Genomic DNA, 12,672 nt, shown 5'->3' with positions numbered 1-12,672 from the left:
TCGCGAAGGCAGTGTGTCAGTCGACATAAGAGTTGAATGACACGGCCTCTTCGCGAGCAAGCCCGCTCCCACAGGGGGTGTTTTAGTGAAGCTTCAGGCGTGGCTCAGTGCCGCGACCGATCTTGCTGCCCAACATCAGCATCGCCGTACGGAACGGCCCGTACAGCGCCATCTGGTGCATGCGGTACAGCGACACGTAGAACATCCGCGCCAGCCAGCCTTCGAGCATCACGCTGCCGGTGAGGTTGCCCATCAGGTTACCCACAGCCGAAAAACGCGACAGTGAGATCAGCGAGCCGTAGTCGGTGTACTTGTACTCCGGCAGGGGCTTGCCTTCGATGCGCAGCTTCAGCGATTTGGCCAGCAACGAAGCCTGTTGGTGAGCAGCCTGGGCGCGTGGTGGCACATTGCGGTCGCTGCCTGGTTGCGGGCAGGCGGCGCAGTCGCCGAAGGCGAAGATGTTCTCGTCGCGGGTGGTTTGCAGGGTCGGCAGCACTTGCAGCTGATTGATGCGGTTGGTTTCCAGGCCATCGATGTCCTTGAGGAAACCCGGCGCGCGAATCCCCGCGGCCCAGACTTTCAGGCTGGCCTTGATTTCGTTGCCGTCGGCGGTGATCAGGCTGTCGGCCGTCACTTCGCTGACCGCGGCATTGGTCATGACGTTGACCCCGAGTTTCTCCAGGGTTTTATGCACAGGCCCGCCAATCCGCTCCGGCAGCGCCGGCAGTACCCGTGGACCGGCTTCGATCAGGGTGATGTGCATGTTTTCCGGTTTGATCCGGTCCAGGCCATAGGCCGCCAGTTCGTGGGCGGCGTTGTGCAGCTCGGCGGCCAGTTCGACCCCGGTGGCACCGGCGCCGACGATGGCCACGCTGATTTGCTCGATCGTGTCGGTCTGGCCGGCGTGAGCGCGCAGATAGTGATTGAGCAGTTGCTGGTGGAAGCGCTCGGCCTGTTTTCGGGTATCGAGGAACAGGCAGTGTTGAGCCGCGCCCTGGGTGCCGAAATCGTTGGTGGTGCTGCCGACGGAGATCACCAGCGAGTCGTAAGGCACTTCGCGGGCCGGCACCAGTTCCAGACCGGCCTCGTCGTAGGTGGCGGCCAGCTGGATTTTTTTATTCGCGCGATCGAGCCCGCTCATGCGCCCCAGCTGGAACTCGAAGTGGTTCCATTTGGCCTGGGCGACATAGTTGAGTTCGTCTTCGGAAGAGTTCAGGGACCCGGCTGCCACTTCGTGCAACAAGGGTTTCCAGATGTGGGTCAGGTTCGCGTCGACCAGCATCACGCTGGCTGTACCGCGCTTGCCCAGAGTCTTACCCAGACGGGTAGCCAACTCCAGACCGCCGGCGCCGCCGCCGACAATGACAATACGATGGGACATGGGGATAACTCGCAAGGCTAAAAGAAATCGGTGCAATTACCCGAGCGAGCGCAAGGCAGCTCATAGCGTCAGGTAACTGATAAGTCGGCTCAACAGGCCAAGACCAATGGTCACTGCCAATACCAGTACAAGGAGCATCCACGGCCGGAAAGGCCGGCGCTCGACTTGGTGCTGGGACAACTGCAGGTACTCTTCGACATGCTTTTGGTCGTCGGGGTTCAGGCGGCTGGTCATATCGGGCCTCGTCAAAGGTAGACGTTGCTGAATGTGTAGAAGCTACAGTGTTTTTACCCAGGGTTGAACGCAGCATAGCCGCTGTCTGGAACGGGTTCGACGCTGACGATATCGTCCAGGCGAATGATTCCACTTTTTAACACCCGGGCAGTGATTCCGCCATGTCCGCGCACGGCCTGAAAGGTGCCGATGCCCAGGTTGCTTTCAAGGCGCGCGCAGGGTTGGCACCAGCCAGTGGTTTCGAACGTTGCCTGGCCAATCCGGAAGCGGCGGCCCTTGAGGCTGAACAGGTTGATGCCACTGATAACGAGATTGCGCCGCAGATCTTCAGGCCGGACCGGATGATCCTGTGCACGCCCCATCAGCGAGCTGATCACCGCCAGGTGCTCCCACTGAATCAGCGTGACCTGCCGCGCATTGCGCACGCCGGGGCGGGCGTGGTCGCCGGTCAGGCCGGCCTCCAGGCGCGCTTCCACGGCATCGAGCTCAAGCATTGTCGAACGTGATTGCGGGCGCACGCCGATCCAGCGTACACGACCTTGTTGTGGCACCTCGGCGATCAGCTCCTGCAGCGGGCTCACAGGCTGATCCCGACGTCAAAGACAATGCTGCGCCCCAGGTTGCTGCGCAAGAAGTCCGGTGCATCCGGGTGGGCGAACAGCACGCGGGCGAATGTCGGCCCGACCAGGGACAGCGAACGCCAGCCCTGGCGCAGGTACTCGGTCGGCGGCGGGAAATGGCTGTTGAGGTCCAGCACTTCGCGTTTGAGGCTGGCGAAGGCAATGATGTCCAGTTCACCCAGATCCATGCCGCGCTCTTTGTAGTTGTGTGCTTTTTTGCGCAAGGTCGGCGCCAATCGCAACAAGAACTCGTTGGCGGGGATGCGTCGTGGCTTGGCCTCGCGGCGTACCAGTTGACTCAGGGAAAACGCGCTGCGTCGGCGTTGCAGTTCGTCGCGCCATTCATCGTTGAGGCGCCGGCCCTCGTCGAGCACGAAGAACACCTCGAAACTGGCATCGCGAAACAACACGTCCGGCGGCTCCCCGGCGGGGGCGAATTCATCGGCGCGATAGGGAATGTTCAAACCTTGCAACAGGCGCTGGCACACCCAACGCTCCCGCTCCCATTTGCGGGCATTGGACAGAAACGCGTTGGCTTGCTCGGCCGCGATGGTCAGCAGGCGTAAATAATCTGAGTCATCCATAGGCCCAAGCTTAGCGTTCAAATGTGATCGCAAAGAAGACAATTTGTCGGAGAGGCTCATAAGCCTTCCGTTCCCATGCCCGTTTCAGGGCCCTGCACAAAACGGATAGTGATCTGCGCGCACTGGCTATTGCCACGTGGCGGGCGGCTCTACCCTCGGCTGTACGGACGTAAGCCGTGTTACCGCCGCTCTAAAAAACAACAACAAGAGATAGATGCCATGCGCAAGATCGACGTACATGAGGTTATCGACAACGCTCGTTTCAACCGCTTTCACTGGATGGTGCTGTTCTGGTGTGCCCTGATCATCATCTTCGACGGTTACGATCTGGTGATCTACGGCGTGGTCTTGCCGATGCTGATGAAAGAGTGGGGGCTCAGTCCTCTGCAAGCCGGTGCACTGGGCAGCTATGCACTGTTCGGCATGATGTTCGGCGCGCTGTTCTTCGGTCCGCTGTCGGACAGGATCGGCCGCAAAAAAGCCATCACGATCTGCGTGATGCTCTTCAGTGGCTTCACCGTGCTCAATGGTTTCGCCCGCAACCCCACGGAATTCGGCCTCTGTCGCTTCATTGCCGGGCTCGGCATTGGCGGCGTGATGCCTAACGTCGTCGCATTGATGAACGAGTACGCGCCGAAAAAAATCCGCAGCACGCTGGTCGCGATCATGTTCAGCGGTTACTCGGTGGGCGGCATGCTGTCTGCCGGGTTGGGCATTGTGCTGATCCCGGGTTTCGGCTGGCAGTCGGTGTTTTACGTGGCGGTCCTGCCGTTGCTGTTGTTGCCGCTGATCATGTATTTCCTGCCCGAATCGGTGGGCTTCATGTTGCGTCAGGGGCGTCATGAAGAGGCGCGCAATATTCTTCAGCGCATCGATCCGGCCTACGTCGCGCAAACCTCCGATCAACTGCACATGGCCGAGGTAAAAGGCACGGGTACCCCGGTGTTGCAGCTGTTCCGTGAAGGTCGGGCGCTGCGCACGCTGATGCTGTGGCTGGCGTTTTTCTGCTGCCTGTTGATGGTGTACGCGCTGAGTTCCTGGCTGCCGAAACTGATGGCCAACGCCGGTTACAGCCTGGGTTCGAGCCTGTCGTTCCTGTTGGTGTTGAATTTCGGGGCGATCTTCGGTGCGGTCGGTGGCGGGGTGCTGGGCGACAAACTCAATCTGCCGCGGGTGCTGGCGGTGTTTTTCGCCATGGCGGCGGTGTCGATCACGCTGTTGGGCTTCAACAGCCCGATGCCGGTGTTGTACCTGCTGATCGCCATTGCGGGTGCCACCACCATTGGCTCGCAGATTCTCTTGTACGCCTGCGCCGCGCAGTTTTATTCCATGACGATACGTTCTACCGGTCTGGGCTGGGCGTCGGGCATTGGGCGCAACGGGGCCATCGTCGGTCCGCTGCTGGGTGGTGCCTTGCTCGGGATCAGCCTGCCCCTGCAACTGAACTTCATGGCGTTTGCCGTGCCCGGCGCGGTGGCGGCCCTGGCCATGACCGTGTTCGCCATCAGCAGCCGACGCAGCGCTGCAGGTCTGAACCCTGCGTTGTCAGCGACCGGTGCCTGAATCATGAAAGCGTTTTTCCAGGACTTCTCGTTGTCAGCCGCTGTGGCTGGATTCATTGCCACGGTGATTTCCTATGCCGGTCCATTGGTGATCATCTTTCAGGCGGCAGAAGCGGCACATCTTTCGCGGGAAATGCTGTCGTCCTGGATCTGGGCGATCTCCATTGGCAGTGCCGTGCTCGGTATCGGTTTGAGCCTGCGCTACCGCGTTCCGGTGATCATCGCCTGGTCGGCACCGGGCTCGGCGTTGCTGGTGACGCTGTTGCCGGACATCTCCATGGCAGAGGCGGTGGGGGCTTATCTGGTCAGCAGTCTGGTCATTTTCCTGGTTGGCATCTCGGGGGCTTTCGACCGGATCATCAGCAAACTGCCCGCTGCCATTGCGGCGGCGATGCTGGCGGGGATCCTGTTCAGTTTCGGCACCGGGTTGTTCGTGTCGATGCAGCACAAGCCGGTGCTGGTCCTGGCGATGTTTGCCTGCTACCTGATCTGCAAGCGAGTGATGCCGCGTTATGCGGTGATGATGGTGCTGTTGGTGGGCTGCTCGATTGCCGCGTTCACCGGTGATTTGCACCGTGAAGCGCTGGTGATCGGCCTGGCCACGCCGGTGTGGATCACGCCCGAGTTCAGCCTGGGCGCGATCCTGAACATCGCCTTGCCGCTGGTGATGGTGGCGCTGACCGGTCAGTTCGTGCCCGGCATGGCGGTGCTGCGCGTCAGCGGTTATCCGACGCCGGCGAGCCCGATCATCGCCAGCAGCGCGCTGGGCACGGCACTGCTGGCGCCCTTTGGTTGCCATGGGCTGAACCTGGCGGCGATCACCGCGGCGATCTGCACCGGTCGCGAAGCTCACGAAGATCCTCGCAAACGCTACGTGGCCGGGGTCGTCGGCGGCCTGTGCTACCTGCTGTTGGGGATCTTCGGCGCCACGCTGGTCTCGCTGTTTTCAGCATTCCCCAAAGAGTTGATCGCGGCGCTGGCCGGGCTGGCCCTGTTCGCCGCCATTGCCGGTGCGTTGACGGGCGCGATGGCAGTGCCGAGCGATCGTGAAGCCGCGCTGGTGACCTTTCTGGTCACGGCTTCGGGCATGTCGTTGTTCGGTTTGTCCGCGGCATTCTGGGGGCTGATTTTCGGCATGGTCACCCATGTGCTGTTGAGCGTCCGTCGCCCCGTTCCCCGTCGCCAATCAACTGCAACTGAAGTCCTACAACCAGTCGATCAATAACAATAAGAGAAAAACGATGAAACAGATTCTCCCAACAACCGGTTCGGCGTTGTCCCTGGCTGTCGTCTCGAGTTTTTCCACGGGCGCGATGGCGGCGCAAACCGGCTTTGTCGAAGACACCACCGCGACGTTGCAGGCGCGCAATTACTACTTCAGCCGCGACTATTCCGACATCGTCGGCGCCAACCAGCAATCGAAAGCTGAAGAGTGGGCCCAAGGGTTCATCCTCAACGTGAAGTCTGGATACACCCAGGGCACCGTCGGGTTTGGGGTGGACGTCATCGGCTTGCTCGGCCTCAAGCTCGACAGCGCTCCGGACCGGACCAATACCGGTTTGCTGCCGGTGCAGGACGACGGCCGCGCGGCGGACAACTACAGCCGCCTGGAAGGCGCGTTGAAGATGCGCTACTCCAAAACCGAGCTGAAAGTCGGTGAGTTGCAACCCAATCTGCCGGTGTTGGCATTCAGCGATATCCGCCTGCTGCCACCGAGTTATCAAGGCGCAAGCATCACCTCCAGCGAGATCAATGGCTTGACGGTGCAGGGTGGTCACTTGAGTTCAACCAGCCTGCGCAACGAGGCTGGCGACGAAAAGATGCAAGCGATGCTGGGTCACGTGCCGCAGCGCCAGGTCAGCAGTGACGGTTTCAATTTTGCCGGCGCTGATTATGCCTTCAACGACAAGCGCAGCTCGGTCAGCGCCTGGTACGGACAACTGGAAGATATCTACAACCAGCGTTTTCTGGGTTTAAAGCACAGTGAACCGGTGGGTGACTGGACCCTCGGCGCCAACCTCGGTTACTACGATTCGCGCGAGGACGGCAAAAAACTGCTGGGCAACATCGACAACCAGGCGTTCTTCTCGTTGCTGTCGGCCAAGCGTGGCGGTCATACGTTTTACGTCGGCTATCAGGGCATGTTCGGCGACAGCGCGTTTCCACGGGTGTTTGCCAACATCTCGCCGCTGGGCAACGAAGTGCCGACCTACGAGTTCGCCTCCACCGATGAACGTTCCTGGCAGGCGCGCTACGACTATGACTTCGCGGCGCTCGGCGTACCGGGGCTGACCAGTACCGTGCGCTACATCAGCGGCAATAACGTCGATACCGGCAAGGGCTATGAAGGCAAGGATCGCGAGCGTGACCTGGACATCGGCTATGTGTTGCAGAGCGGCAGCCTCAAAGGTCTTGGCATCCGAGTGCGCAACGCGATGGCGCGTTCAAACTACCGCAGTGATATCGACGAGAACCGCTTGATCCTCAGCTATACATGGACCTTGCGGTGAGCCCATTGATCACAGGTTGCTGGTGCAATCACCCATGACGTTATAGGTCACGCGGTGGGTCTGGCCCTGATGATCGACATACTCCATGGTCGCCGGTACAACCCCGCACGCGGTCGCAGTGTCGGACACAGAAACCACCTTGGCGATGTCCAGTGGCTGCGCCGGGTTGTACAGGACTGCGAGCGGCTCGTTGTCAGCGGCCATGGCCGAGCTGGCGATGACGGTCAGCAACAGGCTGATCAACGTTTTCATGTTGGCGTGCTCCGTGTTGTTGGTGATGTTTGAATTTTAGTCTTTGCCACCTACGGATAAAGGGGCGAACGGTGGATGCAGCTTTACATAAACCGTAACAGTCATCGCCCGAGGGGGGCTTATGGATGTGCTTAACAACTTGCGCGTGTTCATCCGGGTGGTGGATTGCGCCAGTTTCACCGGGGCTGCCGATGCGCTGGATCTGTCGACCGCGCAGGTATCCCGATTGGTGGCGGATCTGGAGGAACATGTACAGGCGCGCCTGCTGCAACGCACCACGCGGCGCTTGAGCCTGACCGACGCCGGCGAGCGCTTCCTGCTGCGCAGCCGGCAAATCGTCGAGGCCATGGATGAGGCGACGGCCGAGGCCCGTGGCGCTCATATCAATCCGGCCGGACGCTTGCGGGTGCACAGCATGAACGGCCTGGGTGTGCTGCTCACGCCGTTGATCGCCCGCTACAGCGAGCTGTATCCCGATGTGGTGTTCGAGCTGACCTTGTCGCAGCTCAATCCCGATCCGCTGGAGGAGGGGCACGATGTGGTGATTTCGATAGCTCCCGAACTGGCCGACTCGCAAAGGGTTGCGCAGGCCGTCGGGCAGATCTACAGCGTGCCCTGTGCCTCCCCGGCTTACTTGCAACGCCGGGGTGTGCCGCGGCAGCCGCAGGCGTTGAACGATCATCAATGCCTGCGCATGCTCGACCCGTTGTACGGCGATCAATGGCTTTTCCAGGACGAGCACGGCGAGCACGCCGTCAGTCCGGCCAAGACCTTTCAGTGCAATGTTGCCGAGTCGATGGTCAAGGCTTCGGAGGCGGGCATGGGCGTCAGCCTGCTGCCGTTCTACACCGCGACGCGGCCCTTGAGTGATGGCACTTTGCTGCGCCTGTTACCTGCATGGCGCCTGCGCGAACGCAATGTGTATGCGCTGTATCCTTCGCGACGCTTTCTCGATGCGAAGGTCCGTACCTGGGTGGATTTTCTCAAGTCTGAGCTGCCGAAGCTGTTCGCCGAACATGACGTGGTGATGAACGATCCGCGGCATTGGGCTTGAAGTCGAAGGGCAGGCGAGCGGCGGTGTAGACTGAGGGGCCGTTATTCTTCGCCCAGGAGGCGCGCGTAGCCATGATCGGTGCCGAGTTGCTGTCATCGCAAACCCTTGCGGCCGGCTGGCTGATCTATGTGCCGGTGTTGATCTGGGCGATCTGGCGCGCGCCGTGGGTTGAACTGTTTACCGACAGCCGTCGTCAGCATCTGCTGTTTGGAACGGTGTTTGCGTTGTTTCTGTTGTGGCTGGTGCGGCGCGACTTTGATACCGGCGTGTCGTACCACTTCATCGGCATGACAGCGGTGACGCTACTGCTGGACTGGCCGCTGGCGCTGGTTGGCGGGTTGGTTGCACAAACGGGGCTGGTGCTGCTCGGCCGACAGGACCTGGCGGCGGTCGGGGTCAATGGTGCGCTGTTGATTGCGCTGCCGGTGCTGGTCACCGAGTGCTGCGCGATCCTGGTGGAGCGGGCGCAGCCACGAAATCCCTTCGTGTATATCTTCGTCTCCGGATTCTTTGCCGCCGCGCTGTCGGCATTGCTGTGCCTGCTGCTAGCGCTTTGGTTGTTATGGTTCGACGAGCGTTTTGCCATGCCGTACTGGCTGGAAGATTTTGTCGGATATCTATGGCTGATCATTTTTCCCGAAGCGTTTATCAACGGCATGATCGTCAGTGCGCTGGTCGTGTTTTGTCCGGAGTGGCTTGAGACGTTCAACCGCACCCGCTACCTCTCGGCCCCCTGGAAGGACGACGATCCCAAGCCCTGAAATCGTCGACCCGGTGGTTCAGTGGCGCGGGTCGAAGTCACCGCTGAACATCTCGTCCTCGGCATCGGGGGCCACTGGAATCTTGTGTTCTTCGGACGCCCAGGCGCCCAGGTCGATCAGTTTGCAGCGATCGGAGCAGAATGGCCGGAATTTGCTTTCGGCGGTCCATTCCACGGGGGCGCCACAGGTTGGGCATTCGACGGTTGTTGGTTGGCTCATGACTGGCCTCCACGCAAAGTAAGATAAAAGTGATGCAGGCGTTCGACCTCGCTGTGCAGCCAGGCCAGGTCGCGGTCGTTGACCATGACGTCGTCGGCATGACTCACGCGATCCTGGCGGCTGGATTGGGCCTTGAGAATCGCCTGGACCTGCTGCTCGCTGGTCTGGTCACGTTGCAGGGTGCGTTCAATCTGCAATTGTTCCGGGGCATCGATCACCAGCACCCGTTGGGTCATGGCGTACTGGCCGGACTCGATCAGCAGCGGCGATACCAGAATCGCATAAGGTGATTTTGCCAGCGCCAGGTGATGAGCGATTTCCTCGCCGATCAGTGGATGCAGGAGGGCCTCCAGCCAGCGGCGCTCTTCAGGCACTTCGAAGATCAATTTGCGTAGCGCAGCGCGGTCCAGTTGTCCGTCGGCCTGCAACACACCGGGGCCGAAGTGTTCGGCGATTTGTGCCAGTGCCGGGCGGCCGGGTTCAACGACCCAGCGAGCGGCATGATCGGCGTCGACCACATGCACGCCCAGATCGATGAAGTGTTGGGCGGCCGCGCTTTTTCCGCTGCCGATGCCGCCGGTCAGGCCGAGAATCCAGGGTTTTTCCACAGGGGTATTCATTTCAAACCGACAGACTGCCAATAGAAGTCGGTTATTTGACCACCCCAGAGCAACGCAATCCAGCCGGCAATGGCCAGATAGGGACCGAAAGGGATCGGCGTCGAGGTTTTTGCATGGCGCCAGCGCAGCAGCACCAGCCCGATAATGGCACCCACCAGCGAGGACAGCAGGATGGTCAGGGGCAAAATCTGCCAGCCACCCCAGGCGCCCAGCATCGCCAGCAGCTTGAAATCACCGTAGCCCATGCCGTCCTTGCCCGTGACCAGCTTGAACAGCCAGAACACCGACCACAGCAGGCCGTAGCCGGCGACCGCCCCCCAAAGCGCCTCGTGCAACGACACGAACAGGCCGAAACTGTTGACGATCAACCCCAGCCATATCAACGGCAGCACCAGTACGTCCGGCAATATCTGATGTTCGGCGTCGATCAGGCTCATCGCCAGCAACCCCCAGCTCAGGATCAGCATCAGGCCGGCCGGCCAACCGAAGCCGAAGTGCCAGGCAACAAACGCTGACAACAGGCCGCAGGCCAATTCGGTCAACGGATAGCGCGGGCTGATCGCCGCCGCACAGGCTGAACAACGGCCGCGCAAAAACACATAACTGAGCAGCGGGATGTTTTCCCAGACGCGGATTCGGTGTTCGCAGTGCGGGCATTGGGAGTGGGGCAGCAACAGGTTGTAGGTCGGCAACGGCGTTTCGCCAGGCAGCCCGAGAATGTCATGGGCCTGCTCACGCCAGTCGCGTTCGAGCATTTTCGGCAGGCGCCAGATCACGACATTGAGGAAACTGCCGACCAGCAGGCCGGTGATGCCTGCGAGAAGGACAAAGGCCAGCGGAGAGTGAATCAGGATTTCATTCAAGGGCATGTCAGATCGCTGAGCCAAGTTGGAAGATGGGCAGGTACATGGCAACTACCAGTCCACCGACGATAACACCCAGCACCACCATGATGAACGGCTCTATCAGGCTGGTGAGGTTATCGACCATGTTATCGACGCTGTCTTCGTAGAACCCCGCGACTTTGTCGAGCATGGCGTCCAGGGTGCCTGACTCTTCGCCGATGGCCGTCATCTGTATCGCCATGTTCGGAAAGACGCCGCAGGTATGCATGGCGAAATTCAATTGCATGCCGGTCGAAACGTCTTGCCGGATGCGCAACACAGCGCGCTTGAACACGCTATTGCCGGTCGCGCCGGCCACTGATTGTAGGGCCTCCATCAGCGGCACGCCGGCAGCGAAAGTGGTCGACAGTGTGCGGGCGAACCGGGCCACGGCGGACTTGTGCATCAGGGTGCCCACCAGCGGCAGCTTCAGCAGCCAGGTGTCCATCCGGTCACGCAAGGCCGGGGACTTTCCGAGGATGTGGCGCACGCCGAAGGCCATCGTGAGCAGCGCGCCCAGGACCACCCACCACCAGGCCTGCATGAATTGCGACAGTCCAATGACCATCACGGTAAAGGCCGGCAGTTCGGCGCCGAAGCCTTTGAAGACCGACTCGAACTGCGGCACGACATTGACCAGCAGAATCCCGGTGACAATCGCCGCGACGAATACCACCACCAGCGGGTAGGTCATGGCTTTCCTGATCCTGGCCTTGAGGGATTCGCTTTTTTCCTTGTAGGTCGCGACCCGCTCCAGAAGGGTGTCGAGGGCACCGGCCTGTTCGCCGGCATCCACCAGGTTGCAATACAGTTCATCGAAATACCGGGGCTTCTTGCGCAGGGCGGCGGCAAAGCTGCTGCCTGCCGCAACTTCCTGTTTCAGTTCGTCCACCAGCGTGCGCATGGCCGGATTGTCGAAGCCCTCGCCGATGATGTCGAAGGACTGCAACAAAGGCACGCCGGCCTTCATCATCGTCGCCATTTGCCGGGTGAACAGGGCGATGTCCTGGGCCTTGATACGCTTGCCCATGCTGAAAACCGATGGGTTTTTTTTGCTAACCTTGCCCGGACTGATGCCTTGCTTGCGCAGTTTCGCCTTGATCAGCGCCGGGTTTTGAGCGCTGAGTTCGCCGGTCACTTTTGTGCCTTTGCGGTCGATGCCTTCCCATGCATACACGCTGATTTTCGCTGCCTTGACCGCCATGTTCAGTCCTGGGGATTCCGATTGAATTGCTCTTATAGCCTAGTCAAAGGATGAGGCCAAACCCGCCAGGGTGAGGTGACAAAAAACGTCAGATAGTGCTGGTCCTGGTAGGAGGAAAAGGCCTGACGGCTACCAGATCCCTTGCCAACAGGGGCTTCTGGCCTTGGCACAAGCTGTGCTGCCATGGGGCAGGTCATGAGCCTCCGACTCATGCATGGAGCTTGTACATGAACAATCAGAAAGGTTTTACCCTGATCGAATTGCTCGTCGTGGTGGCGATCATCGGGATCCTGGCAACACTGGGCCTGCCGATGTATTCCAAGTACCAGGCCCGGGCCAAGGTCACGGCGGCGCTGGCCGAGCTGACTGCGATGAAAGTGCCGTTCGAGGATGTGATCAATCAGGGGGAAACTCCGACAATTGCCAACGTGGCGCCCGCCGGTGCGGCATCGACCACCCATTGCGCCCTGTCTGTGACGGCTACAACGCCGGAGGGAGCGGGATCAATCGTTTGTACGTTGAACAATGCCCCGGGGGTGGTCCAAGGCAAAACTGTCACCCTGACACGGGACGAAGCCAAAGGCTGGTCGTGCAAGAGCAGTGTTTCCCCGGATTACTTGCCTAAAGGGTGTTCCGGTTCTGCGGCATGAGTTGCTCAATCAATTCCCCCGCTTTTGCGCAATGCTGTTCAGTCAAGCGAGAGTGATCCACTGTAGGAGCGAGCTTGCTCGCGATGGTCGTTAACGATGCCGCGTGTTTACTGACTAAACGCGGCGCTCTTGAGTCC

Annotated in this window: 15 protein-coding genes; 6 read left to right on the top strand and 9 right to left on the bottom strand. The window is 60.4% G+C overall.

Annotated features, from left to right (window positions below):
- Window positions 1-82: 82 nt before the first annotated feature.
- From AC3WN7_RS28065 to AC3WN7_RS28050, 4 genes are read right to left on the bottom strand one after another with little or no spacing between them, the layout of a single operon-like run.
- Entirely contained in the window at window positions 83-1,381 is a 1,299-nt protein-coding gene (locus AC3WN7_RS28065) for an NAD(P)/FAD-dependent oxidoreductase (protein ID WP_102675793.1), read from the bottom strand.
- Window positions 1,382-1,441: 60 nt separating this feature from the next.
- Window positions 1,442-1,615 (bottom strand): DUF3094 domain-containing protein, encoded by a 174-nt coding sequence (locus AC3WN7_RS28060; RefSeq protein ID WP_007970531.1) that lies wholly within the window; start codon window positions 1,613-1,615, stop codon window positions 1,442-1,444.
- Window positions 1,616-1,668: 53 nt separating this feature from the next.
- Window positions 1,669-2,196 (bottom strand): MOSC domain-containing protein, encoded by a 528-nt coding sequence (locus tag AC3WN7_RS28055; protein WP_095965639.1) that lies wholly within the window; start codon window positions 2,194-2,196, stop codon window positions 1,669-1,671.
- Complete coding sequence (locus AC3WN7_RS28050) at window positions 2,193-2,819, bottom strand: DUF1780 domain-containing protein (protein ID WP_007970534.1); 627 nt, start codon at window positions 2,817-2,819, stop codon at window positions 2,193-2,195. Before AC3WN7_RS28050 ends, AC3WN7_RS28055 begins: the two co-directional genes overlap by 4 nt.
- Before the next feature lie 219 nt (window positions 2,820-3,038).
- Between AC3WN7_RS28050 and AC3WN7_RS28045 the strand changes: the two genes are divergently transcribed.
- The 3 genes from AC3WN7_RS28045 to AC3WN7_RS28035 are packed head-to-tail and all read left to right on the top strand — an operon-like array spanning window position 3,039 to window position 6,891.
- Window positions 3,039-4,382: an aromatic acid/H+ symport family MFS transporter gene (locus tag AC3WN7_RS28045; RefSeq protein ID WP_102675792.1), complete on the top strand. Its 1,344-nt coding sequence runs from the start codon at window positions 3,039-3,041 to the stop codon at window positions 4,380-4,382.
- A gap of 3 nt (window positions 4,383-4,385) precedes the next feature.
- Entirely contained in the window at window positions 4,386-5,606 is a 1,221-nt protein-coding gene (locus tag AC3WN7_RS28040; RefSeq protein ID WP_102675791.1) for a benzoate/H(+) symporter BenE family transporter, read from the top strand.
- Window positions 5,607-5,622: 16 nt separating this feature from the next.
- Complete coding sequence (locus tag AC3WN7_RS28035) at window positions 5,623-6,891, top strand: OprD family porin (RefSeq protein ID WP_102675790.1); 1,269 nt, start codon at window positions 5,623-5,625, stop codon at window positions 6,889-6,891.
- 9 nt (window positions 6,892-6,900) lie between these two features.
- Here AC3WN7_RS28035 and AC3WN7_RS28030 read toward each other — a convergent pair whose 3' ends face one another.
- Window positions 6,901-7,143, bottom strand: coding sequence for a DUF2790 domain-containing protein (locus AC3WN7_RS28030; RefSeq protein WP_095965635.1), 243 nt, complete (start codon window positions 7,141-7,143; stop codon window positions 6,901-6,903).
- 121 nt (window positions 7,144-7,264) lie between these two features.
- On the opposite strand from AC3WN7_RS28030, the gene AC3WN7_RS28025 reads away from it, so the two are divergent.
- Complete coding sequence (locus AC3WN7_RS28025) at window positions 7,265-8,197, top strand: LysR family transcriptional regulator (RefSeq protein ID WP_102675789.1); 933 nt, start codon at window positions 7,265-7,267, stop codon at window positions 8,195-8,197.
- A gap of 71 nt (window positions 8,198-8,268) precedes the next feature.
- Complete coding sequence (locus tag AC3WN7_RS28020; protein WP_095965633.1) at window positions 8,269-8,958, top strand: energy-coupling factor ABC transporter permease; 690 nt, start codon at window positions 8,269-8,271, stop codon at window positions 8,956-8,958.
- 18 nt (window positions 8,959-8,976) lie between these two features.
- On the opposite strand, the gene yacG is transcribed toward AC3WN7_RS28020, so the two are convergent.
- The 4 genes from yacG to AC3WN7_RS28000 are packed head-to-tail and all read right to left on the bottom strand — an operon-like array spanning window position 8,977 to window position 11,885.
- A complete protein-coding gene (yacG, locus tag AC3WN7_RS28015; protein WP_007970539.1) occupies window positions 8,977-9,177 on the bottom strand; it encodes a DNA gyrase inhibitor YacG in 201 nt (66 codons plus the stop codon).
- Window positions 9,174-9,797, bottom strand: coding sequence for a dephospho-CoA kinase (gene coaE / locus AC3WN7_RS28010; protein ID WP_102675788.1), 624 nt, complete (start codon window positions 9,795-9,797; stop codon window positions 9,174-9,176). The genes yacG and coaE overlap by 4 nt, the downstream gene beginning before the upstream one ends.
- Window positions 9,794-10,666 (bottom strand): prepilin peptidase, encoded by an 873-nt coding sequence (locus AC3WN7_RS28005; protein WP_095965631.1) that lies wholly within the window; start codon window positions 10,664-10,666, stop codon window positions 9,794-9,796. The genes coaE and AC3WN7_RS28005 overlap by 4 nt, the downstream gene beginning before the upstream one ends.
- Window position 10,667: 1 nt before the next feature.
- The gene (locus tag AC3WN7_RS28000; protein WP_095965630.1) at window positions 10,668-11,885 is read right to left on the bottom strand and encodes a type II secretion system F family protein; all 1,218 of its coding nucleotides are present in this window, start codon (window positions 11,883-11,885) and stop codon (window positions 10,668-10,670) included.
- A 227-nt stretch (window positions 11,886-12,112) separates the two neighbouring features.
- On the opposite strand from AC3WN7_RS28000, the gene AC3WN7_RS27995 reads away from it, so the two are divergent.
- On the top strand, window positions 12,113-12,535 hold the full coding sequence (locus tag AC3WN7_RS27995) for a pilin (RefSeq protein ID WP_095965629.1): 423 nt from the start codon (window positions 12,113-12,115) through the stop codon (window positions 12,533-12,535).
- Window positions 12,536-12,672: the final 137 nt, after the last annotated feature.

The organism is Pseudomonas sp. FW305-70, from assembly GCF_058783925.1.
Note: the sequence above shows the minus strand (reverse complement) of the source record. Positions and strands in the feature narration are given on the sequence as shown.

Excerpts from the sequence above, each read along its gene's own strand:
- AC3WN7_RS28020 (WP_095965633.1), top strand. The coding sequence starts at position 8,269 with ATGATCGGTGCCGAGTTGCTGTCATCGCAAACCCTTGCGGCCGGCTGG.
- AC3WN7_RS28000 (WP_095965630.1), bottom strand. The coding sequence starts at position 11,885 with ATGGCGGTCAAGGCAGCGAAAATCAGCGTGTATGCATGGGAAGGCATC.
- AC3WN7_RS28030 (WP_095965635.1), bottom strand. The coding sequence starts at position 7,143 with ATGAAAACGTTGATCAGCCTGTTGCTGACCGTCATCGCCAGCTCGGCC.
- AC3WN7_RS27995 (WP_095965629.1), top strand. The coding sequence starts at position 12,113 with ATGAACAATCAGAAAGGTTTTACCCTGATCGAATTGCTCGTCGTGGTG.
- coaE (WP_102675788.1), bottom strand. The coding sequence starts at position 9,797 with ATGAATACCCCTGTGGAAAAACCCTGGATTCTCGGCCTGACCGGCGGC.
- yacG (WP_007970539.1), bottom strand. The coding sequence starts at position 9,177 with ATGAGCCAACCAACAACCGTCGAATGCCCAACCTGTGGCGCCCCCGTG.
- AC3WN7_RS28065 (WP_102675793.1), bottom strand. The coding sequence starts at position 1,381 with ATGTCCCATCGTATTGTCATTGTCGGCGGCGGCGCCGGCGGTCTGGAG.
- AC3WN7_RS28045 (WP_102675792.1), top strand. The coding sequence starts at position 3,039 with ATGCGCAAGATCGACGTACATGAGGTTATCGACAACGCTCGTTTCAAC.
- AC3WN7_RS28050 (WP_007970534.1), bottom strand. The coding sequence starts at position 2,819 with ATGGATGACTCAGATTATTTACGCCTGCTGACCATCGCGGCCGAGCAA.
- AC3WN7_RS28060 (WP_007970531.1), bottom strand. The coding sequence starts at position 1,615 with ATGACCAGCCGCCTGAACCCCGACGACCAAAAGCATGTCGAAGAGTAC.
- AC3WN7_RS28040 (WP_102675791.1), top strand. The coding sequence starts at position 4,386 with ATGAAAGCGTTTTTCCAGGACTTCTCGTTGTCAGCCGCTGTGGCTGGA.
- AC3WN7_RS28035 (WP_102675790.1), top strand. The coding sequence starts at position 5,623 with ATGAAACAGATTCTCCCAACAACCGGTTCGGCGTTGTCCCTGGCTGTC.
- AC3WN7_RS28005 (WP_095965631.1), bottom strand. The coding sequence starts at position 10,666 with ATGCCCTTGAATGAAATCCTGATTCACTCTCCGCTGGCCTTTGTCCTT.
- AC3WN7_RS28025 (WP_102675789.1), top strand. The coding sequence starts at position 7,265 with ATGGATGTGCTTAACAACTTGCGCGTGTTCATCCGGGTGGTGGATTGC.